This window comes from Collimonas sp., assembly GCF_035566375.1.
In the GTDB taxonomy this organism is placed as follows: Bacteria; Pseudomonadota; Gammaproteobacteria; order Burkholderiales; family Burkholderiaceae_D; genus Collimonas.
Genome location: NZ_DATMRK010000007.1, coordinates 30,059 through 54,635, shown reverse-complemented (window position 1 = coordinate 54,635; position 24,577 = coordinate 30,059). Strand labels below are relative to the sequence as shown.

The 24,577-nt window shown below is 56.1% G+C and carries 22 protein-coding genes; 18 read left to right on the top strand and 4 right to left on the bottom strand.

Annotated features, from left to right (window positions below):
* Positions 1-183: 183 nt before the first annotated feature.
* Positions 184-2,508 carry a cyanophycin metabolism-associated ABC transporter gene (locus VNZ60_RS01255; RefSeq protein ID WP_414648752.1) on the top strand — a complete coding sequence of 775 codons (2,325 nt, stop codon included), beginning with the start codon at positions 184-186 and terminating at the stop codon, positions 2,506-2,508.
* Positions 2,505-2,975 (top strand): cyanophycin metabolism-associated DUF1854 family protein, encoded by a 471-nt coding sequence (locus tag VNZ60_RS01250; protein ID WP_325656392.1) that lies wholly within the window; start codon positions 2,505-2,507, stop codon positions 2,973-2,975. The genes VNZ60_RS01255 and VNZ60_RS01250 overlap by 4 nt, the downstream gene beginning before the upstream one ends.
* Before the next feature lie 127 nt (positions 2,976-3,102).
* Here the strand turns inward: VNZ60_RS01250 and VNZ60_RS01245 are convergent, their stop codons facing one another.
* From VNZ60_RS01245 to map, 3 genes are all read right to left on the bottom strand, one after another.
* On the bottom strand, positions 3,103-3,849 hold the full coding sequence (locus tag VNZ60_RS01245; protein WP_325656390.1) for a pseudouridine synthase: 747 nt from the start codon (positions 3,847-3,849) through the stop codon (positions 3,103-3,105).
* 104 nt (positions 3,850-3,953) lie between these two features.
* A complete protein-coding gene (locus tag VNZ60_RS01240) occupies positions 3,954-6,506 on the bottom strand; it encodes a [protein-PII] uridylyltransferase (protein ID WP_325656388.1) in 2,553 nt (850 codons plus the stop codon).
* 15 nt (positions 6,507-6,521) lie between these two features.
* Positions 6,522-7,349, bottom strand: a complete 828-nt coding sequence (gene map / locus VNZ60_RS01235) for a type I methionyl aminopeptidase (protein ID WP_325656386.1) — start codon at positions 7,347-7,349, stop codon at positions 6,522-6,524.
* A gap of 343 nt (positions 7,350-7,692) precedes the next feature.
* Between map and rpsB the strand changes: the two genes are divergently transcribed.
* The 16 genes from rpsB to VNZ60_RS01155 all read left to right on the top strand — a co-directional run bounded on the left by rpsB (position 7,693) and on the right by VNZ60_RS01155 (position 23,647).
* A complete protein-coding gene (rpsB, locus tag VNZ60_RS01230; protein WP_325656384.1) occupies positions 7,693-8,448 on the top strand; it encodes a 30S ribosomal protein S2 in 756 nt (251 codons plus the stop codon).
* 194 nt (positions 8,449-8,642) lie between these two features.
* Positions 8,643-9,524 (top strand): translation elongation factor Ts, encoded by an 882-nt coding sequence (tsf, locus tag VNZ60_RS01225; RefSeq protein ID WP_325656382.1) that lies wholly within the window; start codon positions 8,643-8,645, stop codon positions 9,522-9,524.
* Positions 9,525-9,789: 265 nt separating this feature from the next.
* On the top strand, positions 9,790-10,506 hold the full coding sequence (gene pyrH, locus VNZ60_RS01220; RefSeq protein WP_211454164.1) for a UMP kinase: 717 nt from the start codon (positions 9,790-9,792) through the stop codon (positions 10,504-10,506).
* Positions 10,507-10,682: 176 nt separating this feature from the next.
* Complete coding sequence (frr, locus tag VNZ60_RS01215) at positions 10,683-11,243, top strand: ribosome recycling factor (protein WP_325656378.1); 561 nt, start codon at positions 10,683-10,685, stop codon at positions 11,241-11,243.
* 43 nt (positions 11,244-11,286) lie between these two features.
* Positions 11,287-12,072, top strand: a complete 786-nt coding sequence (gene uppS / locus VNZ60_RS01210; protein ID WP_325656376.1) for a polyprenyl diphosphate synthase — start codon at positions 11,287-11,289, stop codon at positions 12,070-12,072.
* Positions 12,072-12,896 (top strand): phosphatidate cytidylyltransferase, encoded by an 825-nt coding sequence (locus tag VNZ60_RS01205; protein WP_325656375.1) that lies wholly within the window; start codon positions 12,072-12,074, stop codon positions 12,894-12,896. Before uppS ends, VNZ60_RS01205 begins: the two co-directional genes overlap by 1 nt.
* A gap of 5 nt (positions 12,897-12,901) precedes the next feature.
* On the top strand, positions 12,902-14,071 hold the full coding sequence (gene ispC / locus VNZ60_RS01200) for a 1-deoxy-D-xylulose-5-phosphate reductoisomerase (protein WP_325656373.1): 1,170 nt from the start codon (positions 12,902-12,904) through the stop codon (positions 14,069-14,071).
* Positions 14,072-14,085: 14 nt separating this feature from the next.
* Complete coding sequence (rseP, locus tag VNZ60_RS01195; protein WP_325656371.1) at positions 14,086-15,453, top strand: RIP metalloprotease RseP; 1,368 nt, start codon at positions 14,086-14,088, stop codon at positions 15,451-15,453.
* 60 nt (positions 15,454-15,513) lie between these two features.
* Complete coding sequence (gene bamA, locus VNZ60_RS01190; RefSeq protein ID WP_325656370.1) at positions 15,514-17,892, top strand: outer membrane protein assembly factor BamA; 2,379 nt, start codon at positions 15,514-15,516, stop codon at positions 17,890-17,892.
* 138 nt (positions 17,893-18,030) lie between these two features.
* Positions 18,031-18,501 carry an OmpH/Skp family outer membrane protein gene (locus VNZ60_RS01185; protein ID WP_414648753.1) on the top strand — a complete coding sequence of 157 codons (471 nt, stop codon included), beginning with the start codon at positions 18,031-18,033 and terminating at the stop codon, positions 18,499-18,501.
* 131 nt (positions 18,502-18,632) lie between these two features.
* Entirely contained in the window at positions 18,633-19,700 is a 1,068-nt protein-coding gene (gene lpxD, locus VNZ60_RS01180) for a UDP-3-O-(3-hydroxymyristoyl)glucosamine N-acyltransferase (protein WP_325656367.1), read from the top strand.
* Positions 19,693-20,199 (top strand): 3-hydroxyacyl-ACP dehydratase FabZ, encoded by a 507-nt coding sequence (gene fabZ / locus VNZ60_RS01175; protein ID WP_325656365.1) that lies wholly within the window; start codon positions 19,693-19,695, stop codon positions 20,197-20,199. Before lpxD ends, fabZ begins: the two co-directional genes overlap by 8 nt.
* A 4-nt stretch (positions 20,200-20,203) precedes the next feature.
* Positions 20,204-20,992, top strand: coding sequence for an acyl-ACP--UDP-N-acetylglucosamine O-acyltransferase (lpxA, locus tag VNZ60_RS01170; RefSeq protein WP_325656363.1), 789 nt, complete (start codon positions 20,204-20,206; stop codon positions 20,990-20,992).
* Position 20,993: 1 nt separating this feature from the next.
* Entirely contained in the window at positions 20,994-22,175 is a 1,182-nt protein-coding gene (gene lpxB / locus VNZ60_RS01165; RefSeq protein WP_325656362.1) for a lipid-A-disaccharide synthase, read from the top strand.
* Positions 22,176-22,229: 54 nt separating this feature from the next.
* Positions 22,230-22,859 (top strand): ribonuclease HII, encoded by a 630-nt coding sequence (gene rnhB, locus VNZ60_RS01160; protein WP_325656360.1) that lies wholly within the window; start codon positions 22,230-22,232, stop codon positions 22,857-22,859.
* Positions 22,856-23,647: a TrmH family RNA methyltransferase gene (locus tag VNZ60_RS01155; protein WP_325656358.1), complete on the top strand. Its 792-nt coding sequence runs from the start codon at positions 22,856-22,858 to the stop codon at positions 23,645-23,647. Before rnhB ends, VNZ60_RS01155 begins: the two co-directional genes overlap by 4 nt.
* A gap of 39 nt (positions 23,648-23,686) precedes the next feature.
* On the opposite strand, the gene ppsR is transcribed toward VNZ60_RS01155, so the two are convergent.
* Complete coding sequence (ppsR, locus tag VNZ60_RS01150; protein WP_325656357.1) at positions 23,687-24,535, bottom strand: posphoenolpyruvate synthetase regulatory kinase/phosphorylase PpsR; 849 nt, start codon at positions 24,533-24,535, stop codon at positions 23,687-23,689.
* Between the last annotated feature and the right edge of the window lie 42 nt (positions 24,536-24,577).

The following is a 24,577-nucleotide window of genomic DNA, read 5'->3' as shown; positions in this document are numbered from 1 at the left end:
GAATTGGTTTACAAGGGCTCACCAAATAACAAAAAGATAGGTTTAATTGGTAACGAAAAGTAACGTTTCCGAAAAACTCGATAGGATATAATACTTGCGGCAGACGATGTGCGCCATTTGCGGCGATTTCACACAAAATTCCATCCTGTCCGAGTATGCATGCGGACACACCATGCCGTTTAGATGAAAAGCAACCCTTTATCCCCTGTGCTCACCACTGGTAATTATTTATCGCCTGATTTGTCACCTATGCTGCCCGCCTCCTGGCGTGCCGAAGTGACAACTCAACTAGCTCCCGCCGAAGAGATTCTGGCGTCCCTGGAAGTCGATCTCAACGCTTCGCTGCATTTCGCGCGCGGTCTGGTATTGCTCACCAATCAGCGTGTGCTGGCCAAGATGGCTGCAGACAGCAGCTGGTGTGAATGGGCTTACCGGCCGGGCCTGACGCTGGGTCATCACGATCACGCCGGCGTCGGCAGCCTGGAATTGTTCGACGAACAACAACAGCTGGCCAGCTGGCGTTACACGCTCGGTCTCAACCTGGAAGCGCTGCGCCTGATCAAGGTCTTCGAGCAGCAGCGCGACGATCATCTGGCAGGGCGTTCTGCAGCGCGCCAGGAGCAGGCTACTTGTCCGCAATGCAAGGCGCCTTTGCCGCCCGGTAGCGACGAGTGTCTGATTTGTCCTGAAAAAAAAGAGGCCCCGTCTTCGACCTGGGCGCTGTTCCGGCTGGCGCGTTTTGCCACGCCCTACAAGGGCATGCTGCTGCTGGGTTTTGTGCTGATGCTGATTTCTACTGCCGCCACCCTGGTGCCGCCTTATCTGATGGGCCCCTTGATGGATAATGTGCTGATTCCATATCAAAACGGCAAGCCGATCAACTACGATCTGGTCAAGCTTTACTTGTCGGGTTTGCTGGCTTCGGCTTTGGTCGCCTGGAGCCTGGGCTGGGCCCGTACCTACATCCTGGCCTTGGTCAGCGAGCGCATCGGCGCCAATTTGCGGACTACTACCTACGAACATTTGCTGCGCCTGTCGCAAGAATATTTCGGCGGCAAACGCACCGGCGACCTGATGGCGCGCATCGGTTCCGAAAGCGATCGCATCTGCGTGTTCCTGTCCTTGCATTTGCTGGATTTTGCGATCGACGTATTGATGATCGTGATGACTGCGGTGATCCTGTTTTCGATCAATCCCTGGCTGGCGCTGGTGACACTGGTGCCGTTGCCGTTCATTGCCTGGATGATCCATCTGGTGCGGGACCGCTTGAAGCATGGTTTTGAAAAGATCGATCGGATCTGGGCCGAGGTGACCAATGTCCTGGCCGATACGATTCCAGGGATCCGCGTGGTCAAGGCGTTTGCCCAGGAAAAGCGTGAAGCCACGCGTTTCCGCGACGCCAACCAGCACAACCTGCTGGTCAACGACAGGGTCAATAAAATCTGGTCTCTGTTCTCGCCGACGGTTACCTTGCTGACTGAAATGGGTTTGCTGGTGGTCTGGGTGTTCGGTATCTGGCAAGTCTCGAAAAATGAAATCACGGTCGGTGTGCTGGCCTCGTTCCTGGCTTACATCAGCCGCTTCTATACCCGCCTCGATTCGATGAGCCGGATCGTTTCGGTGACGCAAAAAGCCGCGGTCGGCGCCAAGCGCATTTTCGAAATCCTGGATCACGTATCGAGTGTGCCGGAGCCGGCCAACCCGGTGCATCTGGAGCACGTGAAAGGCGCCATCGAATTGCGCAATATCGGTTTCCGTTACGGCAACCGGGCGGTGATGCGCGACGTCAACCTGTCGATTGCGCCGGGTGAGATGATCGGCCTGGTGGGGCATAGCGGTTCCGGCAAGAGCACCCTGGTCAATCTGATCTGCCGTTTTTATGATGTGTCGGAAGGATCGATACGGATTGACGGCGTCGATATCCGCTCCATGCCGATCTCGGAATACCGCCGCAATATCGGCCTGGTGCTGCAAGAGCCGTTCCTGTTTTTCGGCACGATTGCAGAGAATATCTGCTACGGAAAACCTGAAGCCACCCGCGAAGAAATCGTTGCCGCCGCGCGCGCCGCCCATGCCCACGAATTCATTCTGCGCTTGCCGCAAGGTTATGACTCGCTGGTGGGCGAACGCGGCCAGGCGCTGTCGGGCGGCGAACGCCAGCGTATTTCGATTGCCCGCGCCTTGCTGATCGATCCGCGCATCCTGATCATGGATGAAGCTACGTCGTCGGTCGACACCACTACAGAAAAAGAAATCCAGAAAGCGCTCGACAACCTGGTGCAAGGCCGCACCACGATAGCGATTGCTCACCGTTTGTCGACCTTGCGCAAGGCTGACCGATTGGTGGTGCTGGATCGCGGCCAGATAGTCGAGGTCGGCAGCCATGACGAATTGATGCTGCGCGAAGGCGCCTATTACCGTCTGTATCAAGCGCAGTTGCGCAACGTCGATGCCGAGCCGACATTGGTCGATGAAGACAGCGAAGAGAGCGATGAGAGTGCCGCATGACAATCCATGATTTCAAACTAAGCCGCAATGCCTTTGGTCGTCTGGTATACACCGGCGCGAATGGCGAAGTGCATGAAGGCGTGGTGCCGGTGCGCGCCTTTCCTATCGGCGCGCCGGACGACGGCATCTCGCTGGTGAACGGCGATGGCCAGGAGCTGGCCTGGATTTCACGCCTGAGTGATTTGCCGGATGCGACCCGCGCCATGGTCGAGAAAGAACTGGCGAGCCGTGAATTCATGCCGGAAATTCGGCGTATTCAACGGGTTTCCAGTTTTACCGCACCTAGCACCTGGTACGTGGAAACCAATCGCGGCGATGCTTCTTTTACGCTGAAGGGGGAAGAGGATATCCGGCGCATCGTGGCGACCAGTTTGTTGATTGCCGACAGCCACGGCGTGCAGTTCCTGATCCGCGATACGCAGGCCCTGGACAAGGCCAGCCGCAAGATTCTGGATCGTTTCTTGTAGTTTCTTGGAAGCGGCAGCGGCCCTCGCTGGCCGCCCGCTGCGGCCTGCGGGTCAGCGTTGAGGCTGACCCGGTTTCTTAAGCCGGTGTTATTAAGCCGTATTATTAAGCCGTATTATTAAGCCGGTATTAAAATTGCTCGTCTGCGCCCAGATAGCGCCATTGCCCTTCCGGCAAATTCCCCAGCTTCACACCGCCAATCCGCACCCGTTTCAAACCCAATACCTTGAGCCCGACCATATCGCACATGCGGCGAATCTGGCGTTTTTTACCTTCGCGCAAGGTGAAACTCAGCTGGTCCTCGTTTTGCCATTTGACGATGGCCGGCTTGAGCTTTTTGCCGTCCAGGGTCAGGCCGTGATTGAGGCGGCGCAGTTCGGCGTCGGGCAGCTTGTCGCCTTTGGTGTAGCGCACCCGCACCAGGTATTCTTTATCGACGCTGGTTTCTTCGCCGATCAGATGCTTGGCGATGCGGCCATCCTGGGTCAGCACCAGCAGGCCGACCGAATCGATATCGAGGCGGCCGGCCGGCACCAGGCTGCGCAACTGGGTCGGATGGAACAAGGTCGGCGAGCGGTCTTCGCTCCAGCGGTTGGCTTCCTTGATCAGCGCCACCGCCGGTTGATAACCGTCTTCGGCCTGGCCGCTGACGTAACCGACCGGTTTGTTGATCAGGATGGTGACCCGTTTCGATTGTTCGGCCGCGGCCTGGCGTTCGACGCTGATGCGCTGGCTTGGCAATACTTTGCTGCCGAGTTCCGAGACGACGACGCCATCAACCCGGACCCAGCCGCGAGCGATCCATTCATCGGCTTCGCGGCGCGAGCATAGCCCGAGTTCTGACATGCGTTTGGAAAGGCGTAATGGTTCGGTCATGGAATGCAAAAAATAAGAAGAGTATAAAAATAAAAACTGCAGAGCAGCTTAAATCGAATAAGAAGAGTATAAAAATAAAAACTGCAGAGCAGCTTAAATCGAAGCTAAATATGCAGCGCATCCAGCAAATCGGTTTCCAGCTGGATTTGCAATCGCGCATGGTTAAGCGCATTGCCATCGACCAGGAACACGTCTTCGACCCGCTCGCCGAGGGTCATGATCTTGGCGGTGTGCAAATTGATCTTGTGCTTGGCCAGGACGCTGGCGACGGAATACAGCAGCCCGGTGCGGTCATTGGCGGTAATCGATAGCAGGTAATACTGGCCGCGGTCGTCGGGGCGCAGATCGACCGTCGGCGTCACCGGGAAGGTGCGCGACAGCCGTGACAGGCGGCCCTTGGAGGGCGCCGGCAGCGGGCTGTCGGATTGCAGTAAAAGGGTCAGTTCATGCTCGATCAGGTTGATGATGTCGCGATAGTGCTTGGCAAACAGCGGCGCGCTGATGAGGAAAGAATCGAGCGCGTAGCCGTGCCGCGTGGTCTGGATTTTTGCATCCAGGATGCTGAAATTCTTGCTGTCGAAATAGCTGCTGATGCGGATGAACAGGTCGCTCCGGTCCTTGGTGTAGACCGCCACCTGCAAACCTTCGCCGATCGGCGCCAGGCGGCACTTGACGATCGGATTGGCGCTGTCGGTCTGGTTGTAGAAGGAGCGGGTTTGCCAGGCGATGTCGGAAGCGTCGTGGCGCAAGAAATAGGCGACGTCGAGTTGCTGCCACAACTGCTCGTGAGCGTCTGCCGCCAAGCCATACAGGCGCAGGGTTTTCAGGGCTTCTTCCTGGCGATTTTTCAGTTCGCGATCGGCCGACGGCGTTTCACCGCCCAGCACCCGCAGCGTCATGCGGTACAGGTCTTCCAGCAATTTGCCTTTCCAGGCATTCCACACCTTGGGGCTGGTGCCACGGATGTCGGCCACGGTCAGCAGGTAGAGCGCAGTAAGATGACGTTCATCCTTCATGGTGGCGGCAAAGTTGAGGATCACCTCGGGGTCCGACAGATCCTGCTTTTGCGCCACTTGGGACATGGTCAGGTGATGTTCGACCAGGAACACCACCAGCTCGGTATCCGCCGCCGGCAAGCCATGCTGCTGGCAGAAATGCAGGGCGTCGGTCATGCCTAGCTTGGAGTGATCGCCGCCACGGCCCTTGGCGATGTCATGGAACAAGGCGGCGACATACAACAGCCAGGCGCGCGGGAAGTTGGCGATCAGCTGGCTGCAAAACGGATATTCATGGGCATGTTCGCTCATGGTAAAGCGGCGCACGTTGCGCACCACCATCAGGATATGCTGGTCGACCGTGTAGACATGGAACAGGTCGTGCTGCATCTGGCCGACGATGCGCCGGAAATTCGGCAGGTAACGACCCAGGATGCTGGTTTGATTCATGCCGCGCAGCGCGTGGGTAATTCCCTGCGGCGCCTGGATGATCTGGATGAACAGTGACCGATTCAGCGGATCGCGGCGGAACCTGTTGTCGATCTTGACGCGGGCATGCCACAGGGCGCGCCGGGTGCGCGCGGTCATGTCCTTCAGTTCGCTATGCTGGGCCAGCAGCAGGAACAATTCCAGCATCGCTGACGGCGTGGTTTGGAACAGGTCGTCGCGTGCGATATCGATCAGGTGGTTAAGGTGGTTGAAGCGGTCGTTGATGCGTTGCGGCGCCATCGGCTGCGGAAACAGTTGCACTTCGATATTTTGCAGCAGGATGGTGTTGAGCTGGGTCACCGCTTTGGCGGCCCAGTAATAGCGCTGCATCAGGTATTCGCTGGCGCGCCGGGTTTCGGTGGTCTGGAAACCGAGTGCTTCGGCGATCGGCGTCTGGACGTCGAACACCAGCCGGTCTTCGCGCCGATTGGTGTAGATGTGCAGGCGGATCCGGATATCTTTGAAGGCACGTTCCTGGCGTGACAGCTGGCGTGCTTCGGCGGCGGTGATCAGGCCATGCTTGGCCAGCTTGGGCCAGGATTCGCCGAGGCCGGCAGCCTTCGCCACCCACAGGATGACTTGCAAGTCGCGCAAGCCGCCCGGGCTTTCCTTGCAGTTCGGTTCCAGGCTGTAGGGCGTATCTTCATACTTGACGTGGCGCTGGCGCATTTCCAGGATTTTTTCCTGGAAAAAGGCGCAGGCGTCCATGGCCGCATTGCAGCGTTCCTGCAACTGATGGAACAGTGGCTGATTACCGCTCACCAGCCGCGCTTCCAGCAAGCTGGTCTGAACCGTGATGTCGGCGGCAGATTCGCTCAGGCATTCGTCTATGGTGCGGATACTGTGGCCGATTTCGAGACCGATATCCCAAAACAGCTGCACCAGTTGTTCCAGCTTGGCTTTCAATTCGGGGTCCGGGCTGGCGGCCAGCAGGATCAGCACATCGACGTCGGAATGCGGGAATAACTCGCCGCGGCCATAACCGCCGACCGCCACCAGCGCCGCACTGGACGGCAGCTCCAGCATTTTCCAGGCTTGCGTGAGGGCGATGTCGACGCTGCGCCGCAACGCCGTCAGCAGTTCGCCGGGTTTGCCGTCCGCCAGAAATGCAGAGATGATGGTTTGCCGCTCGGTCCTAAGCTGTTTTTTGAGAGTCGCGGCAAGTGTCGTCATGTAAATGTAAGCCAACTACGCGGTAGTGGCGTTAGTCGCTGGTTGAATGAAGGCAGGCGGTGGCGGTGTACCAGCGGATTGGGTCAGGATTTCGTAGCCGGTTTCTGTCACCAGAACGGTATGCTCCCATTGGGCCGACAAGCTGCGATCCTTGGTCTTGATGGTCCAGCCGTCGCCCATTTCGCGAATATCACGGCGGCCGGCGTTGATCATCGGCTCGACCGTGAAAATCATGCCGGCTTCCAGTCGTTCCAGAGTGCCGGGACGGCCGTAGTGCAATACCTGCGGCTCTTCGTGGAACACCTTGCCGATGCCGTGGCCGCAGAATTCGCGAACTACGCTGTAGCCGGCTTTTTCGGCGTGCTGCTGAATCACATAGCCGATATCGCCCAGATGCGCGCCGGGTTTGATCTTGGAAATTCCCAGCCACATGCATTCATAGGTGATGTCGCCCAGGCGCTTGGCCATGATCGAGGGTTCGCCGACATAGAACATGCGGCTGGTGTCGCCGTGGTAGCCATTCTTGATGACGGTGATATCGAGATTCACGACATCGCCGCTTTTCAATACCTTGTCGCCCGGAATGCCGTGGCAGATGACGTCATTGACCGAGGTGCAGATAGCCTTCGGATAGGGCGTATAACCGGGCGGGCAATAGTTCAGCGGGGCAGGGATGGTGCCTTGCACATTTGTCATGTACTCGTGGCACAGGCGATCCAGCTCACCGGTGGTGACGCCGACCTTGACGAACGGCGTGATGTAATCGAGCACTTCCGAGGCGAGCCTGCCGGCGATGCGCATGCCGGCGATATCTTCGGCGGTTTTAATCGAGATGGAAGTCATAAAATATAAGAATGAGTATGAGAAATTCTTGAAATTCGTTGGAAAGCGACTGGAAAACAGCCGAAAACGGCCTGTTTTCGCTCAGGTCACGATTATAAACGAGCCCAACAAGATGCGCTTAAAGATATGCCTCGCGGCGCTTGAAGAAGTCTGGGGTTTTGGGGTACAATCTTGGGTTAGCTCGGATTGCTATCTGGCTATGTCGTTGTTTGAGTAGTTCATTTTGTTTAAAAATCGGTTTTAAAAGCGCGAATCCGCTCGAAAAGGGTGCTGTTCTTGTCGGTGTGTAAATACGGCAAAGATAGTGACTGAGCGGGTTCCAGACCTAACCCTGGAGAAAATTATGTCGTCAGTAACAATGCGTGAAATGCTGGAAGCCGGTGTCCACTTCGGTCACCAAACCCGTTTCTGGAACCCAAAGATGGCGCCGTTCATCTTCGGTCACCGCAACAAGATTCATATCGTCAACCTGGAAAAGACCCTTGGTATGTACCAAGAGGCGATGAAGTACATCCGCCAATTGTCATCCAACCGCGGCAACATCCTGTTTGTCGGCACCAAGCGTCAAGCACGCGAAATCGTTGCTGCTGAAGCAGCACGTTCGGGTTCGCCTTTCGTTGACCAACGCTGGTTGGGCGGCATGCTGACCAACTTCAAGACCATCAAGACCTCGATCAAGCGCCTGAAAGAAATGGAAGCCGCGATTGAAGACGGTTCGGTTGAGAAGCTGAGCAAAAAAGAAGGCCTGATGTTCCAACGCGAACTGATCAAGCTGCAAAAGGCTATCGGCGGCATCAAGGACATGGGCGGCATTCCTGACGCAATTTTCGTGATCGACGTCGGCTACCACAAGGGCGCCATCACTGAAGCCGCTAAACTGGGCATCCCGGTTATCGGCGTGGTTGACACCAACCACTCGCCAGACGGCGTGACTTACGTTATCCCTGGTAACGATGACTCGTCCAAGGCAATCGCTCTGTACGCTCGCGGCGTTGCCGATGCGATCCTGGAAGGTCGTGCCAATGCAGTGAACGACGTGGTTGAAGCTATCAAGGGCGCAGCCGGCGATGAATTCGTTGAAGTTAACGATCAGGCTTAAGCCTCAAATCTGAGGTTCGATACTTCAGAATAAAAAGGGGGCGTGGTTGCCCCTTTTTTTGTATCACTTGCTTATTTTTTACCCGAATATATTTTGAATGATGCTGCTGGAAGGCTGATGATTGGGCGCACTGCACAGCGGTGACCAGGTCGGCAGGACAGCAAGAACAGCATCAACTCAGCTAGGAGAATAGTATGGCGGCAATTACAGCAGCACTGGTAGGCGAACTGCGCGCAAAGACTGATGCGCCTATGATGGAATGCAAAAAAGCGTTGACCGAAGCTGGCGGCGACATGGACAAAGCAGAAGAAATTCTGCGCGTGAAACTGGGCGGCAAGGCTTCCAAAGCCGCTTCCCGCGTGACCGCCGAAGGCGTGGTTGCAGCGTATATCGCCGGCGGCGTTGGCGCCCTGGTGGAAGTCAATTGCGAAACCGACTTCGTGACCAAGAACGACGACTTCCTGGCTTTGGCAAATGCTTGCGCCAAGCTGGTTGCAGAAAACAATCCGGCCGACGTCGCTGCCTTGTCGGCTTTGCCGCTCGACGGTAGCACCGTTGAGGAAACTCGCGCTGCCTTGATCGGCCGTATCGGCGAAAATATGTCGATTCGCCGTTTCACACGTTTTGACACTGCCGCCAAGCTGGTTTCTTACCTGCATGGCACACGTATCGGCGTGATGGTTGAATTCGACGGCGCCGACGAACAAGTCGGTAAAGACGTTGCCATGCACATTGCAGCGATGAAGCCGGTCTCCTTGTCGTCGGACCAGGTGCCTGCCGAACTGATCGAGAAAGAGCGTTCGGTAGCTACTCTGAAGGCGGCTGAATCCGGCAAGCCTGCGGATATCGCGGCCAAGATGATTGAAGGTTCGGTGCAGAAATTCCTGAAGGAAGTTTCTTTGCTGAATCAGACTTTCGTCAAGAATGACAAGCAAACTGTTGAACAAATGCTGAAGGCAACTAATAGCAGCGTTAAGTCGTTCACCATGTTTGTGGTCGGTGAAGGCATCGAGAAGAAACAAGATGACTTCGCTGCAGAAGTTGCAGCGACGGTTGCTGCGGCCAAGCAGGCGTAAGCAAGAATACGGGCCGAAAGGCCCGTTTTTTTGGCTCTGAGGAATTTTCTTCGCGAGCCAAGGACTAAGGAATGCCTTGCTGAATCGCTGCTCCGTAACCCGGGGCGGGAAAGGTCGCAGGAATCGGCGCTGAGCATCGATACACGCTGAAAGCGCGCGTTGATAGTGGATTTTGCTGCGGTTTGGCCTGACAATGGCGCTGCAGTCCTTCAGCCAGGCATTGACTAATACATTATCAATCGGAAAGCCACAAGGGGCCCAGACCATGACAAAACCAGCTTACAAGCGTGTTCTCCTGAAACTCTCCGGTGAGGCTCTGATGGGCGACGACGCCTATGGCATCAATCGGGCGACGATCGATCGTATGGTTGCTGATGTCGCCGAAGTGGCTGAGTTAGGCGTTGAACTGGCGATCGTGATTGGCGGCGGTAATATTTTCCGCGGCGTAGCGCCGGGCGCCCAGGGTATGGATCGCGCCACCGCCGACTATATGGGAATGCTGGCAACCGTGATGAATTCGCTGGCATTGGCAGACGCCATGCGGCAAAAAGGCCTCACAGCCCGTGTCATGTCGGCAATCAGCATCGAGCAGGTAGTCGAGCCTTATGTGCGGCCTAAAGCCCTGCAATATCTGGAAGAAGATAAAATTGTCATCTTTGCAGCGGGTACCGGCAATCCGTTCTTTACCACCGATACCGCAGCGGCATTGCGCGGTTCGGAAATCGGTGCGGAAATCGTCCTGAAGGCGACCAAGGTTGACGGCGTCTATAGCGCAGATCCAAATAAAGATCCAACGGCAACGCGCTATTCGCACATCACTTTCGATGAGGCAATCACCAAGCATCTGCAAGTCATGGATGCCACCGCGTTTGCCCTGTGCCGCGACCAGAAACTGCCGATCAAGGTATTCTCCATCGTCAAGCCCGGCGCGCTGAAGCGGGTCATCATGGGTGAAGATGAGGGTACTTTGGTGCACGTTTAAATTATTTGTGTAATTTATAATATTTACGCAAATGAGTTACGTAAATAAATTAGGCAAATGAGTTACGCAAATGAGTTACGCAAATGAGTTACACAAATGAGTTACACAAATAAGTAATTGATTTTTAAAGTTTCGTTTTAAAGTTTCGTTTTAAAGTTTTCGAATAGGAGAGCAGCATGAGTATTGCTGAAGTTAAAAAGAATACTGAACTGAGAATGCAAAAGTCGCTTGAGACTTTGCGCGCCGATCTGGCGAAAGTACGCACCGGTCGCGCCCACACCGGGATTCTCGATCACATCATGGTGGAGTACTACGGCAGCCCGACCAACCTGAGCCAGGTTGCCAATGTGACCTTGATCGATGCCCGTACCATTGGCGTACAGCCATTTGAGAAGAAAATGATTGCGGTGGTCGAGAAGGCCATCCGTGAATCCGATCTGGGCCTCAACCCATCCACCCAAGGCGAGATGATCCGTGTGCCGACGCCAGCGCTGACAGAAGAGCGCCGCAAGGAAATGGTGAAGCTGGTCAAGGGTGAAGCGGAAGATGCAAAAATTGCCATTCGCAATATTCGGCGCGATGCTAACGAGTCCTTCAAGAAACTGGTCAAGGACAAGGAATGCTCGGAAGACGACGAACGTCGTGCGCAGGACGAGATCCAGAAATTGACCGACAAGTCTGTGGCTGAAGTTGATAAACAAGTGGTCGACAAAGAAAAAGAGATCATGACGGTGTGACCACGGCCGTTCTGCCGCTCTCCATTTTCTTATCTCATTATCTATGGCTCATACAAGTTCCACGCAATCACTGCCAGCAAGTCCGTCCGTGCCACGGCACGTTGCCATTATCATGGACGGCAACGGCCGCTGGGCGACCGGTCGCTTTTTGCCGCGCGTTGCCGGTCACGGCAAGGGCGTCGAGGCGGTGCGCGCGGTGGTCGAAGCCTGTGCCGTACGTGGCGTCGAATACCTGACGCTGTTCGCCTTCAGCTCGGAAAACTGGCGCCGGCCAGCCGATGAAGTGTCGCTGCTGATGCGTTTGTTCATGGTGGCGCTGGAACGCGAAGTGGGCAAGATGCACGCCAACGGCATTCGCCTGAAAGTGGTCGGCGATTTAAGCCGCTTCGATGACAAGCTGCAGCAAATGATCGACAACGCTGAGCGTAAGACCGCCGGCAACACTGCCATGACTGTCACCGTCTGCGCTAACTACGGCGGCCGCTGGGATGTGATGCAGGCAGTGCAAAAAATGCTGGCGGCACGCGGCGGGGCAGCTGTTCCTGGCGCCGGCGCCGGCCAGGATCCTGCCGCCTTCACAGAAGAAGAATTGGCGCAGCACCTGGCCATGGCCTATGCGCCTGAACCGGATCTGTTTATTCGTACCGGCGGCGAGCAACGCATTTCCAATTTCCTGCTGTGGCAACTGGCGTATAGCGAGCTGTATTTTACCGATACCTATTGGCCGGATTTCGGCGCTGACGAGCTGGACAAGGCAATTGCCTCTTATCAGCAGCGGGAGCGTCGCTTCGGGCGCACCAGTGCACAATTGCTGGAGCAGGCTTCCTGATGCTAAGAACGCGTGTCATCACGGCCTTGCTTTTATTGGCAGTCTTGCTGCCGATCTTGTACTTCAATTATTTCCCCGCATTCGTCGTCGTCTCGACGCTCTTTTTTGCAGCAGCCATCTGGGAAAGCGCCAGGATCTTCGGCGCTTCCGCCAAAGCCGCTCTGGCCTGGGGACTGGCTGCGCTGATTTTGTTCGGCGCCATCATGTACACCGGCAGCGGTCCCAATATTCGTTTATTGTTTGTACTCTGCGTGGCAATCTGGTGCTTGCGCTTTGTGCCGGCCTTAGGTCTGGGCCTGCCGGCCTTGAGCAGCTTCGGCAACCGGCTGGTTGCCGGCAGTTACGCCATCGCGATTTTTGGCTGCTTTCTGGCGATTGTGGTGCTGTTTCATCAATCGCCGCTATATCTGTTGTCGGTCCTGGTGATCGTTTGGGTGGCGGACATCGGCGCCTATTTTTCCGGTAAAGCATTCGGCCGGCACAAGCTGGCGCCTTCGATTTCTCCCGGCAAGTCTTGGGAAGGGGCGCTCGGCGGCTGGATCCTGGTGCTGATCATGGTATTCGGGTTTAGCCTGGCGCCTGCGCTGGCCGAGACGTTCCCGATGCGTTTGCTGGCTAGCTGGGGTTGGGCTGGATTGCTGGCGGCAGCGACAGTTCTGGTAGCCGCCAGTGTGGCCGGCGATTTGTTTGAATCGCTACTGAAACGCCGGGCCGGCATCAAGGACAGCAGCAATCTGCTGCCTGGTCACGGCGGCGTGCTGGACCGGGTCGATGCGCTGATACCGGTATTGCCCTTGGCCGCATTATTGAGTTTTTGGTTTTAGGTCGTATGCAAAATATTACTATTCTCGGCTCCACCGGTTCGATCGGCATGTCGACGCTGGATGTACTGGCGCGTCATCCCGAACGCTATTCGGTATACGCCCTGACCGCGCACAGCCGGGTTGAACAACTGGCTGAGCAATGCCTGCGCTTCAAGCCGCAACTGGCAGTGGTGGGCAGCGCGGCGGCGGCGCAGCAGCTAAGCGCCTTGTTGCGGGACAAAGCGCCTGCAATCGAAGTGCTGTATGGTGCTGCGGCGTTATCTCAGGTGGCTAGCGCCGAGGCGTGTCATGCGGTGATGGCGGCAATCGTCGGCGCGGCAGGTCTGGCGCCGACTTTGGCTGCCGCCAAGGCCGGCAAAAAAATCCTGCTGGCGAACAAAGAAGCCTTGGTCATGTCGGGGCAGTTGTTCATCGATGCAGTGACACAAAGCGGCGCCGTGCTGTTGCCTATCGACAGCGAACACAATGCGATTTTCCAGTGTTTGCCGCATGGCTATCAGCGTCAGCCGGCGGCACTTGGGGTGGCGAAAATATTGCTGACCGCTTCCGGCGGGCCGTTCCTGAACCGGGCCGTGGAGACTTTGGAGTCCGTCACGCCAGAGGAGGCGATTGCCCATCCGAACTGGGTCATGGGACGCAAGATTTCGGTCGATTCCGCGACCATGATGAATAAGGGCCTGGAAGTGATCGAGGCGCATTGGCTGTTCGGCGCCTCGGCTGATCAGATCGAGGTGGTGATTCATCCGCAAAGCGTGATTCACTCCATGGTTTCTTATGTTGACGGTTCGGTCCTGGCGCAATTGGGCAACCCCGATATGCGCACCCCGATTGCCTATGCGCTCGCTTATCCGGAGCGGATGGCGTCCGGCGTCAATCCGCTCGATCTGACCGTGGTCGGACAGTTACAATTCAGCCGGCCCGACCTGCAGCGTTTTCCCTGTCTGAAACTCGCGTATGATGCATTGCGAGCCGGCGGTTCGGCAGCAACAATATTGAACGCAGCGAATGAAATCGCGGTCCAAGCTTTTCTAGATGGAAAAATCGGCTTTCGCATGATCGATCAATTGATAGCGCGCACCGTGGATAAATTGCCGCTGTGCGCGGTAAGCGATATCGATTCGTTGCTTGAGCAGGATCTTCTGGCGCGCCAAACAGTTCATTCCTTGATTTCCTGATCGCATAGCACTCAATGGCCTTCCTGCAAACTATCCTGGCATTTGTTGTCGCACTTGGCTCCCTGGTCATCATCCACGAGCTTGGCCATTATTGGGTCGCACGTTTGTGCGGCGTCAAGGTGCTGCGCTTTTCGGTGGGGATGGGCAAGATTGTTTTCTCGCGCAAATTTGGCCCCGATCAAACCGAATGGGCTATTTCCATCCTGCCTTTGGGCGGCTACGTCAAGATGCTCGATGCTCGCGAGCAAGACGTGAGCGGTTTGCCGCCGCAAGAACTGCGACGCGAATTTACCCGCCAGTCAGTATGGCGGCGCATGGCGATCGTGGTGGCCGGCCCTCTGGCCAATTTCATCCTTGCCATTTTATTATTTGCCGGTTTGTACTGCTATGGCGAGATGGAGCCTACGCCAAGAGTGCGCGCCGTCGCTGAGCAGACTGCGGCCTATCAGGCCGGTTTGCGCGGCGACGAATTAATTACGGCGGTGAACGGCGACGCGATCCAGGCCTGGTCCGAGTTGCGCTGGAAAGTGCTGCAGGGAGTGATCGATAAGACGCCGATCAAGCTCGACATCCGCAAGCCCAATGCCGGCCCGACAGGCGGCAATTTGCTCGATACCGTTAATTTGCCGATAGACGGGCTGACGGCGAAGGATCTTGAAGGCGATTTTCTTGGAAAATTAGGTATCAAGCTGGCGCGCGCCAAAGCGGTCCTCGGCAAAATCCTGCCGGGCGGCCCTGCCATGCAGGCTGGCTTGCATGAAGGCGATCTGATTACCAGCGTGAATGGCGAGCCGGTTGCCGATGGCGTCGCTTTCGTCGATAAGGTCAACGCATCGCCAGGCAAACCGCTGACTCTTGCAGGTTTGCGAAACGGCAATAGTTTCACCCTGAGCGTGACGCCGCAAGCGCAAGCCGGCAAAAATGGGCAAATCGGCTTGATTAAGGTCGAAATGCCGATGGCGCCGGAAATGATCCTGGTCAGCAGCCCGCCGCTGCAGGCGCTGGCCAAGGGCGCCCAGCGGACCTGGGACGGCAGTGTCTTGACCCTCAAGATGCTGGGTAAAATGGTGATCGGCGAGGTTTCCTGGAAAAATATCACCGGTCCTATCACCATTGCCGACTACGCAGGCCAGACTGCGCGTATCGGCGCATTCAGCTATCTGAGCTTTATCGCCTTCATCAGCATCAGTCTGGGCGTCATGAATTTGCTGCCTATTCCGGTTCTAGATGGTGGCCATTTGCTGTATTATTCGCTGGAAGTTTTGACTGGACGCCCCATTCCTGAGCGGATTGGTGCAATTGCACAGCGCGCAGGTATCGGTATTCTGATGACGTTGATGATGGTCGCCATGTTTAACGACATCGTTCGGCTCATATTTTAAGTTCCGCTCTCTTGTCTGACAATCGTGGCAGGCAAGGACATTGATAAAAAACGATCGCTAATGAAATTACATTCTGAGCACTTCCCTTTGTCGATTCTTCCCCGTCGTTTGATTGCTGCTGCTGCCTTTGCCCTGTGTTCGGGCCAAGCGCTGGCGGTACAGCCGTTTGTGGTCAAGGATATCCGCATCGAAGGGATTCAACGTACCGAGGCAGGTACCGTTTTCAGTTACCTGCCGGTGCGCGTCGGTGAAACCTTCACCGATGAGAAAGGTACGGCAGCGATCAAGGCATTGTATGCGACCGGCTTCTTCAAGGATGTCCGGGTTGAGTCCGAAGGCGATGTGCTGGTGGTCATGGTGGAAGAACGGCCGTCAATTGCCGGCGTCGATTTTTCCGGCATCAAGGAATTCGATAAAGATCAACTGACCAAGGCATTGAAAGAAATCGGCGTTGGCGAATCGCGCATTTTCGATAAAGCCCAGGTCGATCGCGCTGAACAGGAATTGAAGAAACAATACCTGTCACGCGGCCTGTACGGCATGAAGGTGACTACTACTGTTACCCCTATCGAACGTAACCGGGTCAACGTCACGTTCGCGGTGGATGAAGGCGAAGTATCGCGCATCAAGGAAATCCGTTTCGTCGGCAACAAGGCGTTTTCTGACGGCACTCTGCGCGACCAGATAAAACTGCGTTCGCCAGGCTGGTTTACCTGGTACACCAAGGCGGATCAGTACGCGAAAGAGAAATTGTCGGGTGATATCGAGACCTTGCGTTCGTATTACCTGAACCGCGGCTATATCGAAATGCAAGTGGAGTCGACCCAGGTTTCGATTACCCCGGACAAGAAAGATATCTACATCACCGTCAATATCAATGAAGGTGAGAAATACAAGGTTTCCGACATCAAGATGGAAGGCGAGATGTTTGGCCGTGAGAGCGAACTCAGTGCGCTGATGGAGCTGAAAAAGGGCGACATCTACAACGGTGAAAAGCTCAACAACAGTACCAAGAAGATGTCGGAGCGCCTGGGTAATTTCGGCTATGCATTTGCTAACGTCAACGCCAATCCGGATTTGAATCGCGAAACCAAAGAAGTGGCGTTTACCATTTTGGTCGACCCCGGCAAGCGCGTGTACGTACGCCACATCAACGTTGCCGGCAATACCAAGACGCGCGATGAAGTGGTGCGCCGCGAATTCCGTCAATTTGAAGATTCCTGGTATGACGGTTCGAAGATCAAGCTTTCGCGCGACCGGGTTGACCGCCTTGGCTATTTTAAGGACGTCGCCATCGAAACGCCGGAAGTGCCGAACACTTCCGATCAGGTGGATATCAACATGGCGGTGACCGAGAAGCCGACCGGTAATATCCAGGTTGGCGCCGGTTTTTCGCAAACGGATAAATTGAGTTTGTCTGGCTCGATCCAGCAACAGAATGCTTTCGGCAGCGGTAATACCATCGGCCTGGATGTCAATACCAGCAGCTACTCGCGGGTGGTTGCACTGTCGCAAACCAATCCTTACTTTACCGATGATGGCATCAGCCGTACCTACGATGTCTACTACCGTACCGTGCGCCCGTCGCAGTACACCACCGGTGACTACAAGGTAAGAACCATCGGTAGCGATATCAAATTCGGTGTGCCGTTCTCGGAGCTGGATACGGTGTTCTTCGGCGTCGGTATCGAAAACACCAACGTCAAGGCCGACGCCTCCAGCCCGCTGCTTTATCAGCAATATGTCAGCGACTTCGGTAACGGCCAACTGGTCGACAGCGGCCTGGGCTATAAGGTCTTGAGCAGCCCGTCGGCAGCGACTACCAACAGTTTCCCGCTGACGGCAGCATGGCAGCGCGACAGCCGCGACAGTGCACTGGTGCCAACCAAGGGCCGCTATCAGCGCGCCAGTCTTGAAGTTTCCGCAGTCGGCACCTTGCGCTATTACCGTGCCAGCTATCAGCACCAGTACTTCCAGCCTTTGTTCAGCAATGCTGTGACCTTGGCTGCGAACGGCGAAATCGACTATGGCCGCGGCATCGGCGGCAAGCCGTTCCCTGTGTTCAAGAACTACTATGCCGGCGGTATCGGCACCGTGCGTGGATTTGAAGGCTCGACCCTGGGCGTAGGCACCAACCGCGACCAGTACGGCGATTCCATGGGTGGCGCGTCGCGCTTGTTCGGCAACCTGGAAGCGCAATTCCCGTTCCCTGGTTCCGGCAACGACCGCACCTTGCGCTGGTTCACCTTCCTCGATGGTGGCCAGGTGTATGCAGACAAGTCGCCGATGCAGTTGAGTGAGTTGCGTTATTCTACTGGTATCGGTTTGAGCTGGGTGTCACCTATCGGCCCGTTGAAAATCAGTTACGGCAAACCTTTGAATGCGAAACCGACCGATAAGCAGCAGTCGTTCCAGTTCCAGTTGGGTACCGGCTTCTAAAACGTCGGGATACTGCACAATTGCAGTTCCTGGCAAGAATGGCATAATGCACAAGTTGCATCATTTGAATTGCGGAGAACAGTGTTGAAATCTCTAATTAAAATATTTACATCATTGCCATCGGCCGGCTTGCTGGCGATGTGCATATTGTCGGTGGCGCCGGCGCATGCTGATGAAGGCTCGAAAATCGCCTTCGTCAGCAGCGAGCGCATTTTGCGTGAAGCGACACCGGCCAAGACTGCACAAACCAAAATCGAAGCCGAGTTTTCCAAGCGCGACAAAGATCTGCAAGATCAGGCTACCCGCCTGAAAAACATGGCAGACAAGCTGGACAAGGATTCGGCCGTGATTTCGGAATCCGAGCGGATCAAACGCCAACGCGAGCTGAGCGATCTGGACAAGGATTTTCAACGCAAGCAACGTGAGTTCCGCGAAGATCTGAACCAGCGCCGCAACGAAGAACTGGCGATTGTGCTGGAACGTTCGACCAAGGCGATCAAGCAGATTGCTGAAGCGGAAAAATACGATATGGTGTTCCAGGAGGGCGGGGTGTATGTCAGCCCGCGTATCGATATCACTGACAAAGTGTTGAAGATTCTCAATAAATAAATTCACTCCCTGGATTTATGCAAAATTTCGCCAGCAAGGCATGCCGACGACGATAGTACGGATGTACAGCTAGGAGGCATAACGCTGCTGGCGGGATTTTGCATAAATCCAGATTCTGTTAAGGCCACAGTATGAGCATTCGGCTAAAAGAATTGGTCGCTAGCTTGGGTGGCCAATTGATCGGTGATGCGGATATCCAGGTATCCGGCATCGCGCCACTGAGCGACGCCAGCGCATCACAGATCACCTTCCTGTCCAATCCCAAGTTTCGTTCCCAGGTGTCGCAAACTCAGGCGGCGGCGATCATTTTGTCTGCAGCAGATGATGCAGCGGTCGGCGCCGATTATCACGGTGCGCGTATTGTCGCGGCCAATCCCTATGCGTATTTTGCGCGGGCGGCGCAGTTGTTTGCTGCAAAAAATGCCATCCCGGTGCCGCCTGGAATTCATCCGGCAGCCAATGTAGATCCTGCCGCCCATGTCGCTGCGACTGCTTCTATCGGCGCCAACGCGGTTATCGAGGCTGGCGCTTCGATTGGTGAAAACGTCCGGATCGGGGCCGGTTGCGTGCTTGGCCGGGACGTCAGCATCGGCGCAGAAAGTCGGCTGTATCCTAATGTCACGATTTATGACGCGTGCCAGATTGGCCAGCGCGCCATCATCCATTCCGGTGTGGTGATCGGCGCCGATGGTTTCGGTTTTGCCAATGACGGCGGAGTCTGGGTCAAGATTCCCCAGACCGGCCGGGTATTGATCGGCGACGACGTCGAAATCGGCGCCAATACCACCATAGACCGCGGCGCTTTGGCCGATACCGTGATTGAAGAAGGGGTCAAGCTGGACAACCAGATCCAGATCGCCCATAACTGCCATATCGGCGCCCATACTGCGATTGCAGCTTGCGCCGGCATCGCCGGCAGCGCCACAATCGGTAAATATTGCTCGATAGGCGGGGCGGCGATGATCCATGGCCACATTACCATCGTCGATCATGTGCATGTGTCAGCGGGGACGCTGGCATTGCGCTCGATTTCCGAACCGGGCCAATACACCGGTTTTTATCCGATTGCAAAACACGGCGATTGGGAAAAATCTGCTGCCTTGGTACGCAATCTGAATACAATGCGTGAGAAAATCCGGTCTCTGGAAAAATCCATTAAACAGTTACCGCAACAGCTTACCGAAAAAGATAATGAATAGTCCAAGCCAAACGCTAGATATCAATCAGATCAAAACTTACCTGCCGCATCGTTATCCGCTGTTGCTGGTTGATCGCGTATTGAATTGGGAAAGTGGCAAGTCGATCACTGCGATCAAGAATGTCACTATCAATGAAGAGTTTTTCAACGGCCATTTCCCCAATAAACCGGTGATGCCAGGCGTCTTGACCATCGAGGCATTGGCGCAAACCGCCGCTTTGCTGTCATTTCTGACCGAAGGCCGCAAGCCGGATGAAAATACCGTAGTGTATTTCCTTGGCATCGACAAAGCCCGTTTCCGCCGCCCTGTAGAACCTGGCGACCAGATCAAGCTGCAGGTTGAAATCGTGCGCGTAGTGCGCGGTATCTGGAAATACAAGGCGGTTGCCAGTGTCGATGGTGAAATGGCAGTGGAAGCGGAATTCATGTGCACCATGCGCACCGCTGTCAGTCCCGGCGCAGCTGCGACTGTGGTGGTGGACGCCAGCCCGGCAGAGTGATTCAATGACGCGCATTCACCCTACGGCCGTCATCGATCCTAAGGCGGCCCTCGACAGTTCCGTGGAAGTCGGCGCTTATACGGTGATCGGCCCGCATGTCGCTATCGGCGCCGGCAGCAAGATCGGCCCGCATGCCGTGATCGAAGGGCACACCACGATCGGACGCGACAATTCGATTTTCCAGTTCGGATCGATTGGCGCGGTGCCGCAAGATAAGAAGTACGCCGGCGAGCCAACCCGTCTGGAGATTGGCGACCGCAACACCATTCGCGAGTTTGTCACTCTCAATCTCGGTACCGTGCAGGACGGCGGCGTCACCCGTATCGGCGACGATAACTGGGTCATGGCCTATGTCCACGTGGCGCATGATTGCCAGATTGGCAGTAATACCACGATCGCCAATAACGCGACGCTGGCGGGACATGTGCACATAGGCGACTGGGTATTGCTCGGCGGTTTTACCACCGTGCACCAGTTTTGCCGTATCGGCGCCCATGCGATGACAGCTTTCACTGCCGCTGTCAGCCAGGATATTCCGCCGTTCGTGACAGCCGCGGGTAACCGCGCCGAACCTGCGGGGATCAATAGCGAAGGCCTGCGGCGTCGTGGTTTCAGCAGCGAGCAAATCATGGCGATCAAGCGTGCTTACCGGACTATTTATCGTTCCGGCCTGGCGCTGGACGACGCCATGGCCGTGTTGGCGCAGGAAGAGCTGAAAACGCCTGAATCCGCTGCATATTTGAGGCTGATGCGTGATTTCATCGCCGCTTCTACGCGTGGCATCATCCGCTGATATGGCGGACACTGACTCCAACGTAGCAATCGCCATGGTCGCCGGAGAAACCTCCGGCGATTTGCTGGCCAGCCGTTTGCTGTCCGGCCTGCGTCCGCATTTGCCGGATGCGCCCATGTATGGCATCGGCGGCGCCAAGATGGCTGAATACGGTTTTGTCAGCGACTGGCCGATGGAAAAGCTATCGGTCAACGGCTTGTTCGAAGTACTTGCTCACTACCGCGAGATCAAGGGCATCCAGATCGCGCTGCGCGATCGCCTGCTGGCGGAAAAGCCGAGTGTGTTTATCGGCGTCGATGCGCCGGATTTCAACTTCGGCCTGGAAGCACAGTTGCGTCAGGCCGGCATTCCCACGGTGCATTTTATAGGCCCTTCGATCTGGGCCTGGCGCGGCGGCCGTATCAAGAAGATCGCGCGTGCGGCGTCGCATATGCTGGTCATCTTTCCATTTGAAGCAGAGATCTATCGCAAAGCGGGGATTCCGGTAACTTACGTCGGCCATCCGCTGGCGCAAGTGATTCCGATGGTGCCGGATGTTGCCGCGGCGCGCAGCGTGCTTGGCCTGCCGGCCGATGGCCGGGTGGTGGCGATCATGCCTGGCAGCCGCATGGGCGAGCTGAAACACAATACAATCGCCTTTGTGCAGGCTGCAAAAATACTGGCGCAGCGCGATCCTGGCATGCGTTTCGTCGCTCCCATGGCGGGCGAGAAACAACGCAAATTCTTTAGCGAGCTGGTCAGCCAGGCCGGTTTGCAGGATCTGCCTATCCAGTTGCTGGATGGCCAGTCGCACACTGCCATGGCTGCCGCAGATGCGGTGCTGGTCGCCTCTGGCACCGCCTCGCTGGAAGTCGCCCTGTACAAGAAGCCTATGGTGATCGCCTACAAAATGATGCGCGCCACTTGGGAAATCCTGCGCCATATGAGTTACCAGCCGTGGATAGGTTTGCCGAATATCATGGCGCGTGAATTTCTGGTGCCGGAGCTTCTGCAGCACGCCGCAACGCCGCAGGCGTTGGCGGATGCGCTCTGGCAGCAGCTGGAAGACCCTGCGCGCCAGGCGATGTTGCGACAACGCTTTACCGAGATGCATCATGCCTTGTTGCGCGATACCGCTAACGAAAGTGCGCAAGCGGTGTTGCAAGTGATTGAGCAAAATGCGCAGAATAAAAAGCAACGTTGACGCTCATCTGGATTCTCGCCGGCCTGATCCGGCGTACCTATTTCGTGGAATGCCGTGACCCTATCTGATCCAAATCTCTCTCTTTTTACCTACGACGGCGAAATCATTTGCGGCGTCGATGAGGCTGGCCGCGGCCCCCTGGCCGGACCGGTGTTTGCTGCCGCCGTGATACTCGATCCGGCGCGGCCGATCAGCGGCCTGCGCGACTCCAAGAAACTGACTGCCGAACGGCGCGAAGCGCTGGCTGAGCAAATCAAAGCCAATGCCTTGGCTTGGGCAATTGCTGAATGCTCAGAAGCGGAAATCGATAGTCTCAACATATTGCAGGCAACCATGCTGGCGATGCGGCGCGCGGTGGAAGGATTGGCCATGCTGCCGACGCTGGCGCTGATCGATGGCAACCGCTGTCCGCAACTCAGCATCCGTTCCGAGGCCATCATCAAGGGCGACGATAAGGTGCAAGCTATTTCGGCGGCGTCGATTCTGGCCAAGACAGCGCGCGACGCCGCGTTGCAAGTGTTGCACGAACAATATCCGCATTACGCTTTCGACCAGCACAAAGGCTATCCGACCGCATTGCATATGGAGCGGCTGCGCCTGCATGGCGTGTCGCCTGTGCATCGCAAGTCTTATGCGCCGGTGCGGGCGTTGCTGGCAGTAAACCCCGATGGAGCGGCGGCATGAAAAGCATTACCTCGTCCGCCAATCCCTTGTACAAGGAATTAAAGCAGCTGGCGACCAGCGCGCAAGCGCGGCGCAAGGCCGGCCGCACTTTGTTGGACGGGATTCATTTAACCGAAGCGTATTTGCAGCATGGCGGTAAACCGGTGCTGTGCGTTGCCAGCGAAGCGGCACTGACGCATGCCGAAGCGGCCGCAGTGATTCGTCAATGCCAGGCCACCGCCGTGCAATGCGTGGTGCTGCCGGATGGCCAGTATCAGGCGCTGAGCCAGGTTGAGCATGGCGTCGGTTTGTTATTTGTGATTGAAACGCCGAGGGCAGCCACGCCGGCAGGATTGACGCAGTCGGCCGTGTTGCTCGACAACTTGCAGGATCCGGGAAATCTCGGCTCCATCTTGCGCAGCGCCGCCGCCGCCGGCATCAAGCAGATTTATTGTTCCGAAGGCAGCGCATCCGCCTGGTCGCCCAAAGTCTTGCGAGCAGGAATGGGCGCGCATTTCATACTGGACATTTTTGAGGGGGTCGATCTGGCGGCGTTGATGGCGACGACGCAGATACCGGTGTTTGCCACCAGTTCGTACGCCACCCAAAGTATTTATCAGGCGGACCTGAGCGTATCGTTAGCGTGGTTGTTTGGCCATGAGGGGCAGGGCGTTGCGGAAGATTTATTGCAACTGGCCAGTCAACAAGTCGTGATTCCACATCGTGGCCAGATGGAGTCGTTGAATGTTGCCGCCGCAGCGGCGGTATGTTTTTTTGAACAGCTGCGGCAGACACTGGCGCAGGCTTAAATCCAGCAAGCCAGCTGCTGCTTTTGCTTGTGCCTCTGCTTAGAAAGTCCGGATATCCGGCTTGATTTCCTGCAAAATCGTTGCCGCAATTTCTTCAATCGATTTGGTGGTCGACGACATCCAGCGTATCCCTTCGCGCCGCATGATTTTTTCCGCCTCATTCACTTCATAACGGCAATTTACCAGCGCGGCGTATTTACTGCCGGGACGGCGTTCGTTGCGGATTTCCGATAAGCGGTCTGGAGCGATGGTCAGGCCGAAAATCTTTTGCTTGAACGGCATCAGGCCGCTTGGCAATTTGTCGCGTTCGAAATCTTCTGGAATCAAAGGATAATTTGCGGCCTTGACGCCGAACTGCATGGCCAGATAGAGGCTGGTCGGGGTTTTTCCCGAGCGCGACACGCCAACCAGGATGACGTCGGCGTCAGCCAGGTTCTTGTGCGACTGGCCATCATCATGCGCCAGCGAAAAATTGATGGCTTCGATCCGGTTCTTGTATTCGTCGGTATTGGCGGTGTTATGGCTGCGGCCAATAGTGTGGGTGGACTTGACTTCCAGTTCTCTTTCCAACGGTTCGACAAAAGTCTGGAACAGGTCCATATGCATTGCCTTGGCCTGCTGGATGACTTTTGACAGGTCGGCTTTGACCAGCGTCGAAAACACGATAGGTAATTTGCCGTCCGCCACACAAGCCTCGTTGATCTTGCGGATTGCTTCGTAGGCCTTGTCCAGGGTATCGATGAAGGGCAGGCGCACCTGCTTGAAGCGCAGGTCAAACTGGGTCAGCACCGAATGGCCGAAGGTTTCGGCGGTAATGCCGGTGCCGTCGGAGACAAAAAATACGGTGCGATTGGCAGGAACCAGCGGGGCGGGGGCAGCATCTAGCATAGCGTTGTCAAAAATAAAATGATGAAATAAAAAAACACGAAA